8 protein-coding genes are annotated in these 15,666 nt (G+C 70.0%); 1 reads left to right on the top strand and 7 read right to left on the bottom strand.

The window, feature by feature from the left end; translation table 11 throughout:
• The first annotated feature begins 68 nt into the window (after positions 1–68).
• Positions 69–1,250: an MFS transporter gene (locus D7Y13_RS13350; RefSeq protein ID WP_233595541.1), complete on the top strand. Its 1,182-nt coding sequence runs from the start codon at positions 69–71 to the stop codon at positions 1,248–1,250.
• A 4-nt stretch (positions 1,251–1,254) separates the two neighbouring features.
• On the opposite strand, the gene D7Y13_RS13355 is transcribed toward D7Y13_RS13350, so the two are convergent.
• The 7 genes from D7Y13_RS13355 to D7Y13_RS13385 all read right to left on the bottom strand — a co-directional run.
• Positions 1,255–2,622, bottom strand: coding sequence for a metallophosphoesterase (locus tag D7Y13_RS13355; RefSeq protein ID WP_120583644.1), 1,368 nt, complete (start codon positions 2,620–2,622; stop codon positions 1,255–1,257).
• A 15-nt stretch (positions 2,623–2,637) separates the two neighbouring features.
• Positions 2,638–4,095 (bottom strand): C25 family cysteine peptidase, encoded by a 1,458-nt coding sequence (locus D7Y13_RS13360; RefSeq protein WP_158620368.1) that lies wholly within the window; start codon positions 4,093–4,095, stop codon positions 2,638–2,640.
• Positions 4,096–4,121: 26 nt separating this feature from the next.
• The gene (locus D7Y13_RS13365) at positions 4,122–9,308 is read right to left on the bottom strand and encodes an ATP-binding protein (RefSeq protein WP_120583642.1); all 5,187 of its coding nucleotides are present in this window, start codon (positions 9,306–9,308) and stop codon (positions 4,122–4,124) included.
• Positions 9,305–11,497: a CHAT domain-containing protein gene (locus D7Y13_RS13370; RefSeq protein WP_158620367.1), complete on the bottom strand. Its 2,193-nt coding sequence runs from the start codon at positions 11,495–11,497 to the stop codon at positions 9,305–9,307. Before D7Y13_RS13370 ends, D7Y13_RS13365 begins: the two co-directional genes overlap by 4 nt.
• Positions 11,494–12,888, bottom strand: coding sequence for a hypothetical protein (locus tag D7Y13_RS45695; protein WP_158620366.1), 1,395 nt, complete (start codon positions 12,886–12,888; stop codon positions 11,494–11,496). The genes D7Y13_RS13370 and D7Y13_RS45695 overlap by 4 nt, the downstream gene beginning before the upstream one ends.
• A gap of 124 nt (positions 12,889–13,012) precedes the next feature.
• Entirely contained in the window at positions 13,013–14,785 is a 1,773-nt protein-coding gene (locus D7Y13_RS13380; RefSeq protein ID WP_120533258.1) for a DEAD/DEAH box helicase, read from the bottom strand.
• Positions 14,786–14,876: 91 nt separating this feature from the next.
• Positions 14,877–15,666 (bottom strand): sporulation protein (locus D7Y13_RS13385; protein WP_208734459.1); only part of this gene is annotated, 790 nt, incomplete at its 5' end.

Here is a 15,666-nt window from a genome sequence, read left to right on the forward strand (position 1 = left end):
GAATGGCACGGAAATGCCCGGAGGGAATGCCCGGGCGCGGGCTACGTTGCGCGGCCGTGAATCCTTCCGTGCCCGTTCCCCGTCCGCGTCCCGCGCTCCTCACGCTCGCCTACCTGGCGTTCATCAGCCTGGGGCTTCCGGACGCGGTGCTCGGGGTCGCCTGGCCGTCGCTGCGGAGCACCTTCGGCCTGTCGCAGGCGGGCATGGGAGCCATCCTGTCCGCGGCGGCGATCGCCTACTTCGTGTCCGGGCTGCTCGCGGGACGGCTGATGCGCTGGCTCAAGCTGGGCCTGCTGCTGGCGCTGAGCACGGGGCTGGTGGCGCTGGGGCTCGCGGGGTACGTGACCGTGCCCGTGTTCGCGCTCTTCCTGCTGGCGGCGTGCTGCATCGGCTTTGGCTCCGGGGCGATCGACTCCGCGCTCAACAACTACGCGGCCCAGAACTTCGGGCCCAAGCACATGAACTGGCTGCACGCCGCCTACAGCGTCGGCGCGGCGCTGGGGCCGGTGCTGATGACGGCGCTGCTCACGCGGGGCTTCGGGTGGCGCACGGGATACGCCGTCATTGGCGCGGTGCTGGGCACGCTGGCGCTGATGTTCCTGGTGATGCGCCGGCAGTGGGATGCGCCGGTGCGGACCGACGGTGAAGCCAGCGTGCAGGTGCCCACCGCCAGCGCGGCGGAGACGCTGCGGCGGCCCCGGGTGTGGCTGCAGATCGCCACGTTCTTCTTCTACACGGGCGTGGAGGTGACGGCCGGCCAGTGGAGCTTCACGGTGCTCACGGAAGGCCGGGGCCTGCACACCGCCGAGGCCGGCACCTTCGTCAGCCTCTACTGGGGCAGCCTGCTGGTGGGGCGCATCCTGTCGGGCTTCATCGTCGAGCACCTGGGCTCGGTGCGGATGCTGCGCGCGAGCACGGGGCTCGCGGTGGTGGGCGCGCTGCTGTTCGCGATTCCCAGCGTGCCGCCCTTCGTGGGCCTGGTGCTGCTGGGCTTCGCGCTGGCCCCCATCTTCCCGGGCATGATGTCGGAGACGCCGCGCCGGGTGGGCACCGACGTCTCCGCGCACGCGGTGGGCTTCCAGGTGAGCGCGGCCACCGCGGGCGTCGCGGCGCTGCCGAGCCTCGCGGGCCTCATCGCGGAGAAGTGGGGCCTGGCCTACATCGCGCCCCACATCCTCGCGTGCGCCGTGATGCTGGCCGTGCTGCACGGCGTGCTGTCCGCGGCGGCCGACAAGTCCGCGACGCGCTGACGGCTCAGCTTCCCGCCTTGAGCTCCGCGCTGCCCAGCGTGTGCAGCCCCTGATCCTTCCACTGCGCCAGCCGCAGCGTCGCGCCCGTGGCGTGGGGGGCGACCTCCACGCAGGTGAAGCGGTGCTCCAGCCGGGCCAGCTTCTGACGGGACGGCTCCAGCGCGGGGTTGCCCTGGAGCTCCGCGAGGTACGCGCCCCACTCGTCGTCGGACGCGTCCAGGGAGGGGAGCCGCAGCAGGGAGATCCACGTGCCGGTGTTCGCGAACACGCGCCCGTTGCCCTGGTGCCACCGGGCCGCGTGGGTGTGGCCCATGACCACCGCCTGCGGCCCGAACTTCTTGCCCAGCCGTTCGCTCTCCGCGAGTTCGTCCTTGCCCGGTTCCAGTGCGAAGTAGTCCGTGCCCGTCTTGCCCGCGACCGTCCGGTGCAGGCGGGCGTAGAGCGCGAAGCCCGCCTTGCACAGCTTCAGGCGGGCCCGGCCCAGGGCGCCGGGGCTTTCGAAGGCGTTGAGCTGCTCCGGATCCAGGGCGGACAGCAGCGCGTCCACTTCATCGGCCGCCAGGTCCACGTCCGCGATCGCCTGCGCCAGGTGTGACTCCGCCGCCGAGGCCGCGGGGGCGTCGTCGGTGGGGAAGGCGAAGGCCGGAGCGATGCCCTTGTTCTGGATCAGCCGTCGCAGGAGGGTGAGCGTGCCGGACGTCAGCAGGACCTTGAGCGCGTCGGGCTTCACGCCGAGCGCCACCATCACCGCCCCCTGGAAGTCTGGCTTCAAGAGGTCCATGTACCGCATGCGGTGCTGGTGCTTGAGCGGGTTGAGCAGGCTCTTCACCAGCACGGAACCCGGCGGATAGCGGAAGCGGCTGTCGCGCTCGGAGGAAAGGAGCGAGTCGTAGTCGATGCGGTTGGCCACGTCGGTGTGCTCGCCGTGGGTGACGAGCACGCGGGCGCCGCCCACTTCCAACTGGAGGGGCGCGGTGCCGTCCCGGAACTCCAGCCGCGAGGCCACGTGGGCGGGCTGCGCGAGCGCGGAGCGCACCACGGCCTGCACGTCCGGCAGGGCCAGTTCGAGGTCGTGGTTGCCCACCACCATCGTCGCGCGTCCGCCCGCGGCCAGCACCCGGCCCAGGGCCTTGAGGGACGGCGCCGTCTGCGCGGAGTTCACCAGCGCCCGGGCCTGTTCGAGGGTGAGCTTCGGGTCCACCGCGAGCGGGTCGTCGTTGAGCAGGAAGTCGAAGCTGTCCCCGTTGAGCACCACGTGGGTGGGCGTGCCGGTGAGTGAGTCCAGCAGGGCGGGCAGCTCGGCGGCGCCCGCGAAGATGTCGTACGGCCCGCCGTTGCCGAGGTGGAGGTCGCTGAGAATGAGCGTTCGCATGGGGTCATGCTCCTTTCAGGGAAGCACTTGCAGGTCGGTGTGGCGGATGCGCACGGCGGGATCGCCGAGCATCACGTAGTTGCGCGCGTCATTGCGTTCGATCCACCGATGGATGAGCTCCCGGGGCGCCATCTTCCCGTTGGAGGTGTTGGTGTCCAGGTGGGTCAACAGGATGTTGTTGAGATCGGAGTAGCGGCTGCGGAAGTCGCGCAGCGCATAGCCCACGGGTTGGCCGGACATGATCAACGCGAGCGAATTGTTGAAGGGCTGGACGTTGGACTGAACCAGGTTCAAGGGCTTGATCGAGAAGCCCCAGGCCCGCTCCACGTGGCCGATGACCGCCAGCGCACCTCCGCCAGGATGGGACAGCAGCCTCCGGGGCAGGGCCGCGACGAAGGCGGCCTGGGCAAGTGCTTCGCCCCGACGGGTAGGGTCGAGCGGGAACTCGTCATGGGCAGGCGTGCCAATGCCGAAGCAGGCGAAGAAGAAGGCCACCAGTCCGTGAAGCCGTGCGTCGTCCTGGATGTCTGCCGCCGACACATAGTGCGCGGGAGACATCGCGCCAAAGCCGCTCCAGTCCTGGCTCAGCAGTGCGCCCTGGTCCGTCAACTGGCGCGGATCCTTCGCGGGAAATCCGAGGCCGTGGGACGCGGTGAAGAGCACGGCCGGACGCGCCTCCCGACCGTGGAGCGCGTCGAGCAGCCATTCCTTGGTCGCATCGTCTTCGATGGCGGCGGTGTTGGCGTAGCGCAGCTTCGCGGCGATCGTCTTCGTGTAGTGGGGTTTCTCGTTGGCGGGAGCGCCCCGGGCGAGCGTGGTGACGAGCTCATCCGCGCTGAGGTGCGTGGAGCGGTCGCCCAGGTGTTTCGGTGCCCACCAGCTCACCTGCCGGTGGTTGGGGACCGTGGCCGCCGTCTCGTAGGCGACGACGCTTTCCGCATAGCGCGTGTACTCCGCGGAGGTATCGAAGGAGAGGCGACCGACATAGTAGGAGAGGGAGAGCGAGTGCTGCACGTCGTACGGGATGTCGTCCGGTCCGCCCACGAGGAGCAAGTAGGCCGGCACGCGCGTGGGATCCACGTCACCGACGCCGACCGCGTAGCGCGCGAGGAACTGATGGGCTGTCTCTCCGGACTGGTAGGTGAGGACATGCATCCGATCCGATTCCACGAGGCCGCGACGGTGGGCGATGAGCGGCTCCAGGCTCTTGCGGAGCTCCTCTGACGCCTGAGCGTGGAACACCACGCCCCAGCCGGCCTGGATGGGATTCGTCGGATCCACGTCGAAGGGCAGGAAGGTCTTGGCGCCCATGGGCACGACCTGGAGCCACCGCTTCCACGCGTCGAAGTAGGGGACGTCACCTCGGGGGTCGGCCACCTCCGCGGCCGCCGGGAGGTCCACGGGCGGCACCAGGTACTGGCCGGTGACACCGTCGATGCCGTTGAGGACCAGCGGGTCTTCGGAACTGGACATGGATCGTTCCAGGGTGGAGGTGGCGGTCAGTAGTGCAGTTGCGCCTGGGGGGGCATGTAGAGACAACAATCCATCGCCACTTCCCATGCGTCGGAGGTCTTGCCGAGTGCTCGAAAGAGGTAGGTGCGCATCTCCCTCACCACTGAACTCAACGCACCGGCCCAATCTTGTTGGGTGAACGCCTGGGCCAAGAGCGCATTCACCTCGAATTCAAGACCCTCCGGCAGCGATGGAATCACGAGGACCGCCGTGAGCTGTCCCGATGCCGCCAGCTCGCAAGCGAAGGCCCGGGCGTTGGCGGCCCGGAGACGATCACTCTCGATGCGTCGGGTATCCACCAACTGTGGGCCCGCGAGGATGCAGATCCGGAGCTTCTTCATCCACGCGAGCAGGTCGTCCGCGGAGATGAGCCGCTCCCGCTCCCGGATGCGGTTCTCGGAGTGTCCATTCACCGTGAGCTCCATCCGGAGACCTCGCGCGGTGGGGACGGGGGTGGCCCGCAGGTACAGCAGGTCGACCGTGGCCGAATCCGCATGGGGCGCGTCGTTCTCGCCACCGCCCAGGACGCGGGCCGTCCGTCTCGCCGCCGTTTCCAACCAGCGTTGGCCCAGGCGCCGTTGTGACAGGGCGTCTCCCAGTTCCACGCCCACGTGCAACGGAGGTCGGACCCACTGCGCCGCTGGCTGGAAGCCACGAAGGTTGCCGCGCCGCAGGTCGAGGCCGAGCTGCTCCTCCTGCGACTCGCGGAGCATTGATCCCACCACCGCTTCCCAGCAGAGGCCCGCGACGGCGGTCTCCGTCGCGAACGCAACCTCACCACCCGTCCAGCGCGCGAGCGGTGGCAGCGACCGGAGCAGCGCACCGGCCATGAGCACCGAGTCCTCGTAGGGGTGATGCTGGAAGAGCACGAACGGCCCGAACCGCTCACGGTACTCCGTGGTCAGTTCGATCTGGATGGGCCCAACACCCAGCGTCGGGGCCGCAGGGGGATTCGACTCCGGGGCCCTTGCGGTGAAGAGCAGCTCACCAGGGTCGCTCAGGGGCGAGAGGAACTCGAAGGAACGCGACGCCAGAGAAATCTCGAGCGCATTCTCACTGGGAGGGATGGCCCTGGAACGCAGGAGGGTCTGTCGCAGCCCCAGCAGCTCCGAGGTGTACGACGTGAAATGGCCTCCGTCCTGGATCAGGGCATCCAATCGTTTGCCTCCATCGCGCACATCCTCGAAGGCCAGCAGCGCGCCCGCGACGCGGAAGAGGATCTCGTCCCAGTCCTTGTCGTGATCGATCAGGTCGAGCAGGGCGGGAGGAAGCAACTTCTCCAATGGGCCCTCCGCGCCGATCCGCTTCATCGGGCCCAGGTGGGCGGTCAGCGGCAACCGGGCCAGCTCCGAAACCAGTGCTTCGCGCACCCCTTCCAGGTTCGCGAGCGGAGTCCGCAGGAGCGCCAGGGCCCTGAACAGCGAGGACAGCACGGAGCCGACAGGGTCCTCACCCTCCTGGAAGAGCTGGAGAGCCGTCTCCAGGAGGCTTGCGCCCTTCAGCGGCAGCCTCAACGCCAGGAGCTCTCCTTCGTCCAGGGCGATGCGGGCCGCGGCGCGAGGGCCCACCTTCTTGATCTGCGGGGCGAGCTGCCGTGCGGACACGGGGAACCCCAGCGCTCGGGCCCGCAAGAGAAGCCGGAGCATTTGGTGTGGCGGAATGCGCCTCCGCCAGTCCAGCAGGTGGGAGAACCACCGGCTCAGGAACGAATGGTCCAACCCGAAGTGCTCCGCCACCTCGTCCGCTTCGACGACGTCCAGTACGAGCGACAGCATCAGGAACTCATCCAGCGACTTCTTGCCCGGGACCAGCCGCACCTTCGCCCAGGTCAGGCTGCGGCGGGCGTGCTCCGCTTCCAGCATCGGAAGGGAACGCCAGCAGGCGTGCTGAAGCCACGGGGTCGTCCCCGGGTTCCGGGGTGTTGGATCCAGGCTCAGCGTCAGCTCCGGCTGCGCCATGCCCAGCATCGCCCAGGTCGCGGCATACTCGTCATAGGTGGCTTCGGTCGCGTCGGAGGGAAGGAAGTTCAGCAGCGCCGCAATGGGCTGCCCGTCGCCCAGGTGCCGCATGCGGCGTGAAAGCTCCAGGCGCAGATTCCTTGCGAGCGTGGCCCCCTCGGTGGCGCGTGAGGCGCGTTCCTCACGGGACGTCGCGGTCCGGAGTTCGTTCAGCGCGGAGGTGATGAACCCCGCCTCTCCCAGAGCCTGGGCGTGCGCGATGAAGGAAGGGGGCATGTCCCGGTGCGCATTGCAGTCGGGCTTCCCGTACTGCGACGCCTGCGCGCGCCAGCCGTGCTCCTCCATCCGGCGTGCAAGGTCCAGGGGGGGCCGTACCGCTCCCTCCAACTGGAGGTACGCCGTACAGAGCCGATCCTGGTCCAGCACGCTCGGATCGATTCGCGACCACTGTCTCAGGATGTCGCCCCCATCCATCGCGGCCCAGTCCTTCAGGAGCTGCGCCGCCGGCACCCCCTCCGGGTAGAGCGATCGGATCATCTCCAGCCGGACGCGAGCGCCCGTGTCGTCGGGCGCCCGCCAGTCCAGCCATCGCTGCTGCGTCGGTCCCACACGGACCCGCGACACCGCCTTGAAGAACCAGCCCTCCACCCACTTCGGCTTCTTGCGTTGGTGGGCGAACGCACGCGCGACCGTCGCCAGCGCGAAGCCCGCAAGTGCTGGTGGGACCTTCGCCGAAGCAGCCCACTTCGCCGTCTGCGTCAGCGGCTTGTCCGCCAGCGAGCGGAAGCTCCCGGCCCGTTCGGCCTGTTCGACAATGGCCGCCAGCGCTCCGACCCACGCGGCCTGGAGCTGTTCGTCCCAGTCCTCGATCCGCCAGGGCTTCGTCTGGCTCCAGAGCTGCTTGATGCGGACCTCGCTCAACGGCGCTTCGTTGGCGTTGGCCGCGATGATCTTTCCGAGCAGTGCGCGGAGGCGCAGGTGTCCGTCGTCCTCGGGGGCGATGCGGCCGACCTCCGCCCATTCCTCTCCGGCGGGGCGACGGCGGTGGAGGAGGCTGGCGGCGTACGTGGCCAGGACGACCGCCCGGAATGGCCGGGTGGACGCCGGAGCATCACGGCTCAGGGGGCCCTGATCCGCCAGGAGCGAACCACAGACCGAGCCGAGCGCGGCGAAGCTTCCGATGTTGATGTTCCGCTTCTCGATGAGGCGCCACCACGCGACGGCCCGCTCGGGTTCGTCTCGGAGCAGCCCGCCGAGCAGCACGTAGTGGAAGACCTCCACCTTCGCGATGGCGTGATGGACGGTGAATTGTTCGAGGGAGTCCGTCGCTCGCTGGGACGCGTCCCGGAGGGAGTCAGGCTTCGTCGCGCGGCACCAGGCCTCGAGACGGGGCCGCAGGCCCTCGTCCACCTGGTAGTACGGAGACTCCGGCCGGACCCATTCCTGGCGGATCAACTCGCGGAAGGCGGCCTCGAAGGACTCGGGCGCTCCGCTCCAGGTGTCGCGCAGCAGGGGTTCATCGAAGCGCCCCAGCAGCGCCACCATGGGCAGCAACTTGAGCAGGTCCGGGTTCTGGAGCCGCTCCACGATGCGCAGCTCGACATAGCGGTCGCTTCCAGGCTGGGCCAGCAACTCGGGCGTGACGCGCGGGTCCTCGCGGATCCAGTCCGTGTAGAGGACGACCTCGAAGGGATTGAAGCGTGTCGATGGTGGCGGCGCGGTCCGCGTGTGCACGAACACGGAAGGCCGCGGCGGCTCCTGGGTCTTCATCAACACGGCCGTCCGCAGCTCACGCGGCAGTTCGCGTTGGCCCGCGCGGGCCTGATCGAAGTACCGCTCTGCTTCCCACTGGGAGAAGGACTGCATCTCGTGCAGCCGGAGGAAGTCTCTCGGGGGAAGCCACGAGGGCGCGTTCTCCAGCCGCCAGCCCGCGCCGCTGGAGGCGAGGGGCCGACGGCCGAAGAAGACGACCCGGAGCCCCGGCACCTGCTGGTGCAGCTCTTCCAGGAGCTGGAACGTGGCGGTGACGTTGGCGGGCTCGTCTCCGGAGGAGAGCTTCGCCAGCTCCTCGCACGTGTCGAAGAGGAGGACGACGGGTCCATTCAGCTCACGCACGACGCTGGCGAAGGCGTGGAGCATCTCCTGCCAGTGGGGCGTTCGCTGGATGTCCTTCCAGGAAGGCGCGGAGGATCCGGCCAGCTCACGCACCATCAGCCGCGTCCGGTCGAACCAGTGCAGGCTCCGGCTGATCCGTCCCGCGCCTCCCTGGAGGAAGAGCTGCTCCGCGAGCTGTTCGATGAGCAGCCACGGAGCCTGCGTCGGATACGCCGGGTTGAGGTGATCGAAGTCCACCCGAGCCCAGTCCCCCCGCGCTTCGAAGATGCTCCGTGCGCAGAGGTGACGGACCAGCATCGTCTTGCCGATGCCTGCCTTGCCTACGAAGTGCAGCGCCCAGGCGGGAGTGTCCTCGGGGGCGGTCATCAACTCACGGAACGCTTCGAGCTGCTCCTCGCGCTGGAGGTAGTGCTCCAGCCGACGCTCGTCCTCGCGGTGAAGCTGGAGGAAGTCGATGCGGCGGGCGGCGGCGCTGGCGGCCGCGCCGAGCGTGGGACCGAAGATGGGCTCCAGGTGCCAGGCCGTGCGCACCCAGCTCATCGCGTCCGCGAGGCGTTGCTCCTCCACCTCCCCGGATGCAGGAGTGAAGTCCTGCTCCACCCGCTCCGCGATCCGCTCCTGGAGTTCGGTGGCCAGGACTTCGGGGTTGTCCCCCCGGGCAGCCAGTCCGGCCCACCGTCGGGTCGGCAAGGGGACCAGGGTCTTCAACTCCGGAGCGGACAGCTTCTGGCCCAGCAGATGGCTCTCTTCACGCAGGGCCTGTTCGAGCGACGGGGTCTTCTCCAGCAGCCGCCGCAGCTCGCGCTGACGGATGTCGGGAGGCATCCAGTACTCGCGGATGGACGGCGCATCCAGGTCCAGGCTGGAGACCTCCCGGGACTGGCACAGCCCTTCCGCGCGCAGCCACTCCAGCGCGGCGGCCGTCGGAGGAAAGCCGCACGCCTGCGCCAGCGCTTCCGTCCACACCGGGACGAGGAGCATCCACCGCAGGGCGTCCTCGAAGCCCTGCATCCGGTCATCGCGCGTGCGCCGGTTGGCTTCGAGGTTCTGCTCGACGAGCTGGTTGATCCGGGCCAGCTCCTGCCGCAGGTCGGCGTTCATGAGGTCTGCCCTTCACGCGCCGGAGTGCCCCGGAGCAAGGCCTTCATGGTGGCTTGATCATCCGCCTGAAGGAGCATCTTCGACGTGCCGAGCGCCTTGAGCACCGCGTCCAGTCCCGCGTTCCCGTGGAGCTGGGAGGGCAGTCCCTTCACCAGGTCCTTGAGATACGTTTCGAGGAACATCGCCACGTTCGGCATGGCGGGATTCGGGACCTGCGGCGGTTCGCGCAGGAGGACGTACTGGTTGTAGATGAGCGGCTCCAGCGCCTCCGGGAACCGGCTGATGTCGTGACGTTCGACGGTCGCGCGCTCCAGCAGGGCCTTGATGGGACCATCCGCCTGGGGATGACCGGGCCAGCGGCGGCAGCTCACCACCACCGGCGTCGTCAGGCCCTCGAAGATCAGCCGGTGCTCCAACAGGCGCACGAGCGTGGACAGCGCGGGCGACCAGGTGTGGATGCCGTCCAGCAGCAGCAGCGCGCCCTTGCATTGCGTGTCCTTCGCCAGGGCCGCCAGGTCCATGGCCAGCGCCAACCGGAGCACGGCGGGGTCCGTCGGCCCGCCCAGGGTCAGCGCCTCGTCGAGGTCCGGGTGGAGCGGCGGGGCGGGGCTCTTCTCTCGCAGCAGGAGCGCGCGCAGCTGCGAGTCCTTCGCGGGGCCCACGCCCCAGTCGTTCCGCAGGTCGCGCAGCTTCTTGAACAACTCCGTCAGGAGCCGCTCGGTCGTGGGGGCCTCCGTGCTGCCTTCCGGGAAGCCGAAGAGGACGGGGACGTAGCCGGACTGGAGCGCGTGCACGGCCAGCTCGCTCATCAAGCGCGTGGCCCCGTACTTCACCGGAGGCTGCTCCATGGCGGGCCCGACGATGGCGAAGGGGTTCCACTCGCAGCGCCCTGAGTCCAACCAGCGCTCGAAATCACGGAACGCTTCGAGCCGGTCGCAGAACGGATGATTGACCCGGAGCGTGTTCGCGATCCGCAGGCGCACGGAGGCCTGCCCCACGTCCTTCAGCACCAGCCGCGTGTCCGTGTCGCCTCGGATGATGAGCTGGGAGAAGGCCCAGTCGCTGGTCGCATGGCGGCCGTCGAGCAACTGGAGCCCGGCGCGACGGCCGGTGGTGGTCGCGAGCCCCAGGTCCACGGGCGTGTTCGGGACGCCTTCGAGCAGGGACTCGTAGAGACGTCGGGTGAAGAGACGGCAGGCGTGATCGGCGACCTCTCCGGCCATGCCCACCACCATCGGGACGCCAAGCTTCGCCAGCTCCACGGCGAACGAGGCCTGCGCGGTGGCGGAGGCGGGATCCTCCTGGGGCATGGGCGGCCGGCCCTTCGCCGAATCACAGGCGTTGACGACCACCACCGTCGGCAGCGGGACGCCCGTGCCCTGGAGGAGCTGGTACAGGTCCTGGGCGCTCCAGCGCTTGAAGCCCTCCCGCTCCTCGGAGGGCGGCGCCTCCCGGCCCGGCTTGAGATGGATGCTGTCCCATTCACCGTGGCAGGTGAGGTGGAGGACCGTGGGCTGGTAGCTCTTCACGGCCGCGGCGAGGTCCTCGCCATGGGCCGCGATGAGGACGCGGTGGTGGAGGGCCCGCTGCTGGTGGTTCAGGTGGCGCAGCAGTCCCAGGTATTCGGCACCCGGGCGGATCCGCGGATCCGTTAGGTCCGTGCCCACGACGAAGAGCACCCGCAGGTCGATGGGCGCGCGGGCCTGGAAAGGACGCGTGACGGGCACCCGCCGCACCAGCGACACCTCCGGGGCGTGCTGTTCCGCGAGGAAGCCCGTGTCATCCCGCATCAGCTCCCAGTGCAGGCGGCTCAGCTCCCACTCGCCGGAGTCCCATTCGAGCACCAGCTCCAGGGACTCGTTCTTCGGACAGCGGCCCTTGAGCTGTTGCCAGAAGACACCGCCCAGGAGCGTCTCCAGCAGGTAGCGACCGAAGCCCCACAGGTGGCCCTGCGTGGGCGTACCGCCGTGAATGCTGGTGAAGGCGCCGCGCAGTCCCTTCTCGGGCTTCATGCCCTGCCAGAGCGCGGTGACCTCCGGGAGGCCATCGAGCGCACCGTCCTCGGTGGGGAAGGGGAAGCCGTTGTCCAGGCGCCGCAGGTGGTGGTGCGGCGTCCCATCCACCTCCACGCGCCAGAACGCGGCCGGGTCCAGGGAGGGCTCCCGCACCACGGTGATGACCGCCCTCATGCCGCCCCCCGGGCCGCCGCCTCGAGTCGCGCCGGGTCCATGCCGAGCAGGACGTCCAGAAGCCCATCCCTGTTCAAGGGCGCACCCGGAGGCTTCGCGCCACCGCGCCGCTCCGGGAGCCGTTTCTCTCCGAGCAGCTGCTTCACCGTGTCCGCGAGCGCATCGAGCGCGGACGCGTCCCCCATAAGGGGCATCGCTTCGGTCCGGGCCCAGGCCTCGAGCGCCGCGCCGGCCATCCTGCGAGGCCCCGTGACATCGAACGGCGTGGGGACGGCGGGCCAGCGCAGCTCGAAGTGCCGGGCATCGAAGCCCAGCAGCTCCGTCAACGACACGTCGGAGCCGGGCAGCTCCGCCAGCGATGCTTCGACCACCGTGTCCACGAGGCGCAGATCCTCTTCCGCGAGCTCCACGCCCGCGACCAGGGCCCGTGGATCCAGCCCGTTCAGGCTCGCCTGCGCGCCGGACAGGCCCAGCCGTTCGGCGGTCCGCACCATCAGGTGCAGTCGGACGGCGGCGGCGGGGTAGCGATCGCGCGGCACGCCCATCCCCGCGTCCGGGTGCTGTTCGAACTCGACCAGGGCCCGCACCGCGGCCGTGCCGAAGGAGACCACCGAGTACACGTCCGCGAAGACCTCCTGCGACCATCGCCCCCAGCGCTCCGCGGCGAGGGCGGCGTCCGTCAGCTTCAAGTCGGGGGCGGCCCGGAGGACCGCCTGTTTGAGTTGGGCCTGGAAGCCCGCCACCAGGCCCAGGTGGTGCTGCACGTGGTGGCCCACCTCGTGGCCGATGAAGACGAGCCACCACGGGGAGGCGACGCTCGCCACGGGCAGGTGGATGAGCGCGATGGGCAGTCGCTCCAGGTGCTCCGCCAACAGCGGACCGCCATCCCGGCTCAGCTCCCGGGACACCCATGTACGGGGCGTGGCCGCGGGCGAGTGCTCCAGGTCGATGAATGGCAGGGGCGCAGGCCCATTTGTCACGTTCAGTCCGAGGGTCGGAGCCCGCTCGAACACCGAGCGCCAGGCGCTCCAGACCACCTCATCCGCCGCGCGCAGCAGCGGGGCCAGCCGGGCGTCGTCCCGTTGATCGAGCCGCTCCCGGAAGAAGCGCCACAGTCGCCGCAGCCACAGGATGCGCAGGTCGTGCCGTCGGCACTGCTCCGCGAACGCGCCCCGGGGAAGGCCCAGGTCCAGCGCGTCCAGGTGCTTCGTGAGCCCCCTGGCGGCCCCGTCGATGCAGGCCTCGATGGCCATGAACTGGCTGGCGTGCTGCTCGGCGACGTCCTGCTTCCTGCGCAGCGTCAGCCATGCGGCGAACTCGGCGCGCAGCGACCCCAGCTCGCGGCGCAGGCGCTCGCGCAACCGCCGGTTCTGCTCCCCCTCGTCACTCATCGTGCCCGCCATCCTAGGTCCCACCCTCCACCGGGAACAGGGCGGCCTGGCCTGGGAGCGCGTGGTGGCCCGGAGCGACGGCTCCGGGCCCGCGGCCCCGTCACTCGCGTGACGGGGCGGTGTCTCAGTCGCGGGTGTCGCGGCGGACGGAGACCTTCTTGCCGCGCAGCGTGGCGCCCTTCAGCGCGGAGATGATGCGCGCGGCGTCCGGCTCCGGCACCTCCACGATGGAGTACATGTCCGCGATGTGGATCGCGCCGATGCGCGAGGAGTCGAGCCCCGCCTCACCGGCGATGGCGCCCACCAGGTCCGCCGGCCGCATGCCCGCGGTGCGGCCCGCGCCGATGAACAGCCGGGTGACGTTCCACTCCGGCGCGCGCGGCTCGCGGGCGGGACGCGCGGCGCGCTCCCCTCCCGCTTCGCCGCGATCCGCGCGCGGTGCACGCGCCGGGCGTTCGGGACGGTCACCCCCACGGCTCGGCGGCCCCGAGCGCTCCGTGCGGGGGAAGCGCTTCTCCGACGGCGGCGCGACCGTGGGGATGTCCTGCTCGGCGGCCTCGCGGCCCTCGTCCTCCTTCTCCTGGAGGAGCTTCACCGCGGCGGCGGCGACGTCCATGACGCTGAACTCGGTGGCCAGGTTCTCCACCACGCCCCGGTACGCCTCCAGCTCTCCCTCGACGAGCGCCTCGTGCAGCGACGAGCGCATCATCTCCAGCCGGCGGGCGCGCAGGTCCGACACGGTGGGGACCGCGGAGACCTCGATGCGCTGGCCGGTGAGCTTCTCGATGTTGCGCAGGAGCCGGTGCTCGCGGGGCTCCAGCAGCGTGATGGCCACGCCCTCGCGGCCCGCGCGGCCGGTGCGGCCGATGCGGTGCACGTAGGCCTCCGGCGCGTTGGGCACGTCGAAGTTCACCACGTGCGACAGCCGGGGGATGTCCAGGCCTCGCGCCGCCACGTCCGTGGCGATGAGCAGGTCGGCCGCCTGCGACTTGAACTGCTTGATGACGCGGTCGCGCTGCTCCTGGCTCATGCCGCCGTGCAGGGCGTGCGCGCGCCAGCCGCGTCCGTTGAGGGACGTGGTCAGCTCATCCACCTCCGTGCGCGTGCGGCAGAACACGATGGCGGCGGTGGGGGACTCCAGGTCCAACACCCGCCCCAGCGTCGCGATCTTGAACGCGCGCGGCACGATGTAGGCCGTCTGCCGGACGCGGGGCATCTCCCCGGCCTCCAGCTTCTCCTTGGCGATGCGGATGCGCTCCGGCTCGCGCAGGTGGCGCTCCGCGATGCTGGAGATGCGCGGGGGCAGGGTGGCGGAGAACAGCGCCGTCTGCCGCTTCTCCGGCGTCTCGGAGAGGATGGCCTCCAGGTCGTCCGCGAAGCCCATGTCGAGCATCTCGTCCGCTTCGTCCAGCACCACCGTCTGCACGCGGTCCAGCTTCAGCGTCTTGCGGCGCAGGTGGTCCAGCGCGCGGCCCGGGGTGGCGACGACGACGTCCACGCCGCGCTTGAGCACGCGCAGCTGCCGGCCAATCTCCTGGCCGCCGTAGAGGGGCAGCACGCTGACGCCCAGCTTCTGGCCGTAGCGGTGGATGGCTTCGGACACCTGCATGGCCAGCTCGCGCGTGGGCACGAGCACCAGCGCGGAGGTGCTGTGGGGACCCGCGGCCCCCGGGGTAAGGTGTTGCAGCAGGGGCAGCGAGAACGCGGCCGTCTTGCCGGTACCGGTGGCGGCGATGCCCAGCAGGTCCTTGCCGGAGAGCAGGGGCGGGAGCGCGGCCGCCTGGATGGGCGTGGGCTCTTCGTAGCCGAGGGACGTCAACGCCTCGACCAGCTCGGGCTTGAGACCGAGGGAGTCGAAGGTGGGGTTTTCAGTGGCGGGAGGCGGGGGAGTCTTCACAGGGCGGCTTGTACCACTTTCACGCCCCGGCGTCGGACTTGCCACGTCGGCTGCGTTCACGACCGTTCAAGCGTCCCGGATGTTCCGGTTTTCAGCTTTCCTGGCGCAGGTGCGCCGCCAGCGCTTCCGACACGGCTTCCACCCCCCGGGACAGTTGCGCCGGAGACAGCACCAGCCGCTCGCGGCGACCGCCCTCCAGGGCCGTTCCTTCGAGGAGGGAGCTGAGCCCCCGGGGGCCCCGGTCGATGTCGAGGATCAGCTCCAGGCCGTCCTCCTTCGGGAACGGCAGGAGGCAGAGCGTTCGCGGAGGCCCCCGCCACGCGGGGCCGGAATGGAATTCCAGCTCCTGGACGAAGGGCTCGTCGCGGCCCAGGGGGGGCCCGGCCTCGCAGTACGCGTTCTTCCACTGGAAGCCCAGGTGCAGGGCGGCGTCGAGCACGGTCTGGAGGGAGGGGTGGGGCAGGACGTGGATCCGGTCGCTGTCCTCGGGGTTGAGGGCGTTGTCGATGTCGAGCGCCGTCTTGATCCACACCGGCGAGCCGCGCTCCGTCAGCGGCGTGTGGACGGGCATTCGCAGGGAGAAGGGCAGCTCCCTCACCTCCTGGGGCTCCAGCGTGAAGGGGTTGGCGATGCGCCAGGTGCGCACGACGGTGTTGAGCGCGCTGCGGCGGTCGTTGTCGCGCTGGAGGTACTGCGCCATCAGGTGCAGGTCGATGCGGTCGATTCTTTGGGGCGTGTTGCCGCCCTGCACGTGGACCGCGCCGCGCAGGTCCCCGCCCGCGCGCACGGTGTCGTGCTCCAGGCGGGTGTCCACCCGGGCACTGCCAATCCCAAGGCGGGCGAGCATCTTCTTGAAGGACATGGGCGGGAGGCTCCGGGGC

The organism is Corallococcus praedator (assembly GCF_003612125.1).
GTDB classification, from domain to species: Bacteria; Myxococcota; Myxococcia; order Myxococcales; family Myxococcaceae; genus Corallococcus; species Corallococcus praedator.

Excerpts from the sequence above, each read along its gene's own strand:
- D7Y13_RS13360 (WP_158620368.1), bottom strand. The coding sequence starts at position 4,095 with ATGTCCAGTTCCGAAGACCCGCTGGTCCTCAACGGCATCGACGGTGTC.
- D7Y13_RS45695 (WP_158620366.1), bottom strand. The coding sequence starts at position 12,888 with ATGAGTGACGAGGGGGAGCAGAACCGGCGGTTGCGCGAGCGCCTGCGC.
- D7Y13_RS13370 (WP_158620367.1), bottom strand. The coding sequence starts at position 11,497 with ATGAGGGCGGTCATCACCGTGGTGCGGGAGCCCTCCCTGGACCCGGCC.
- D7Y13_RS13365 (WP_120583642.1), bottom strand. The coding sequence starts at position 9,308 with ATGAACGCCGACCTGCGGCAGGAGCTGGCCCGGATCAACCAGCTCGTC.
- D7Y13_RS13355 (WP_120583644.1), bottom strand. The coding sequence starts at position 2,622 with ATGCGAACGCTCATTCTCAGCGACCTCCACCTCGGCAACGGCGGGCCG.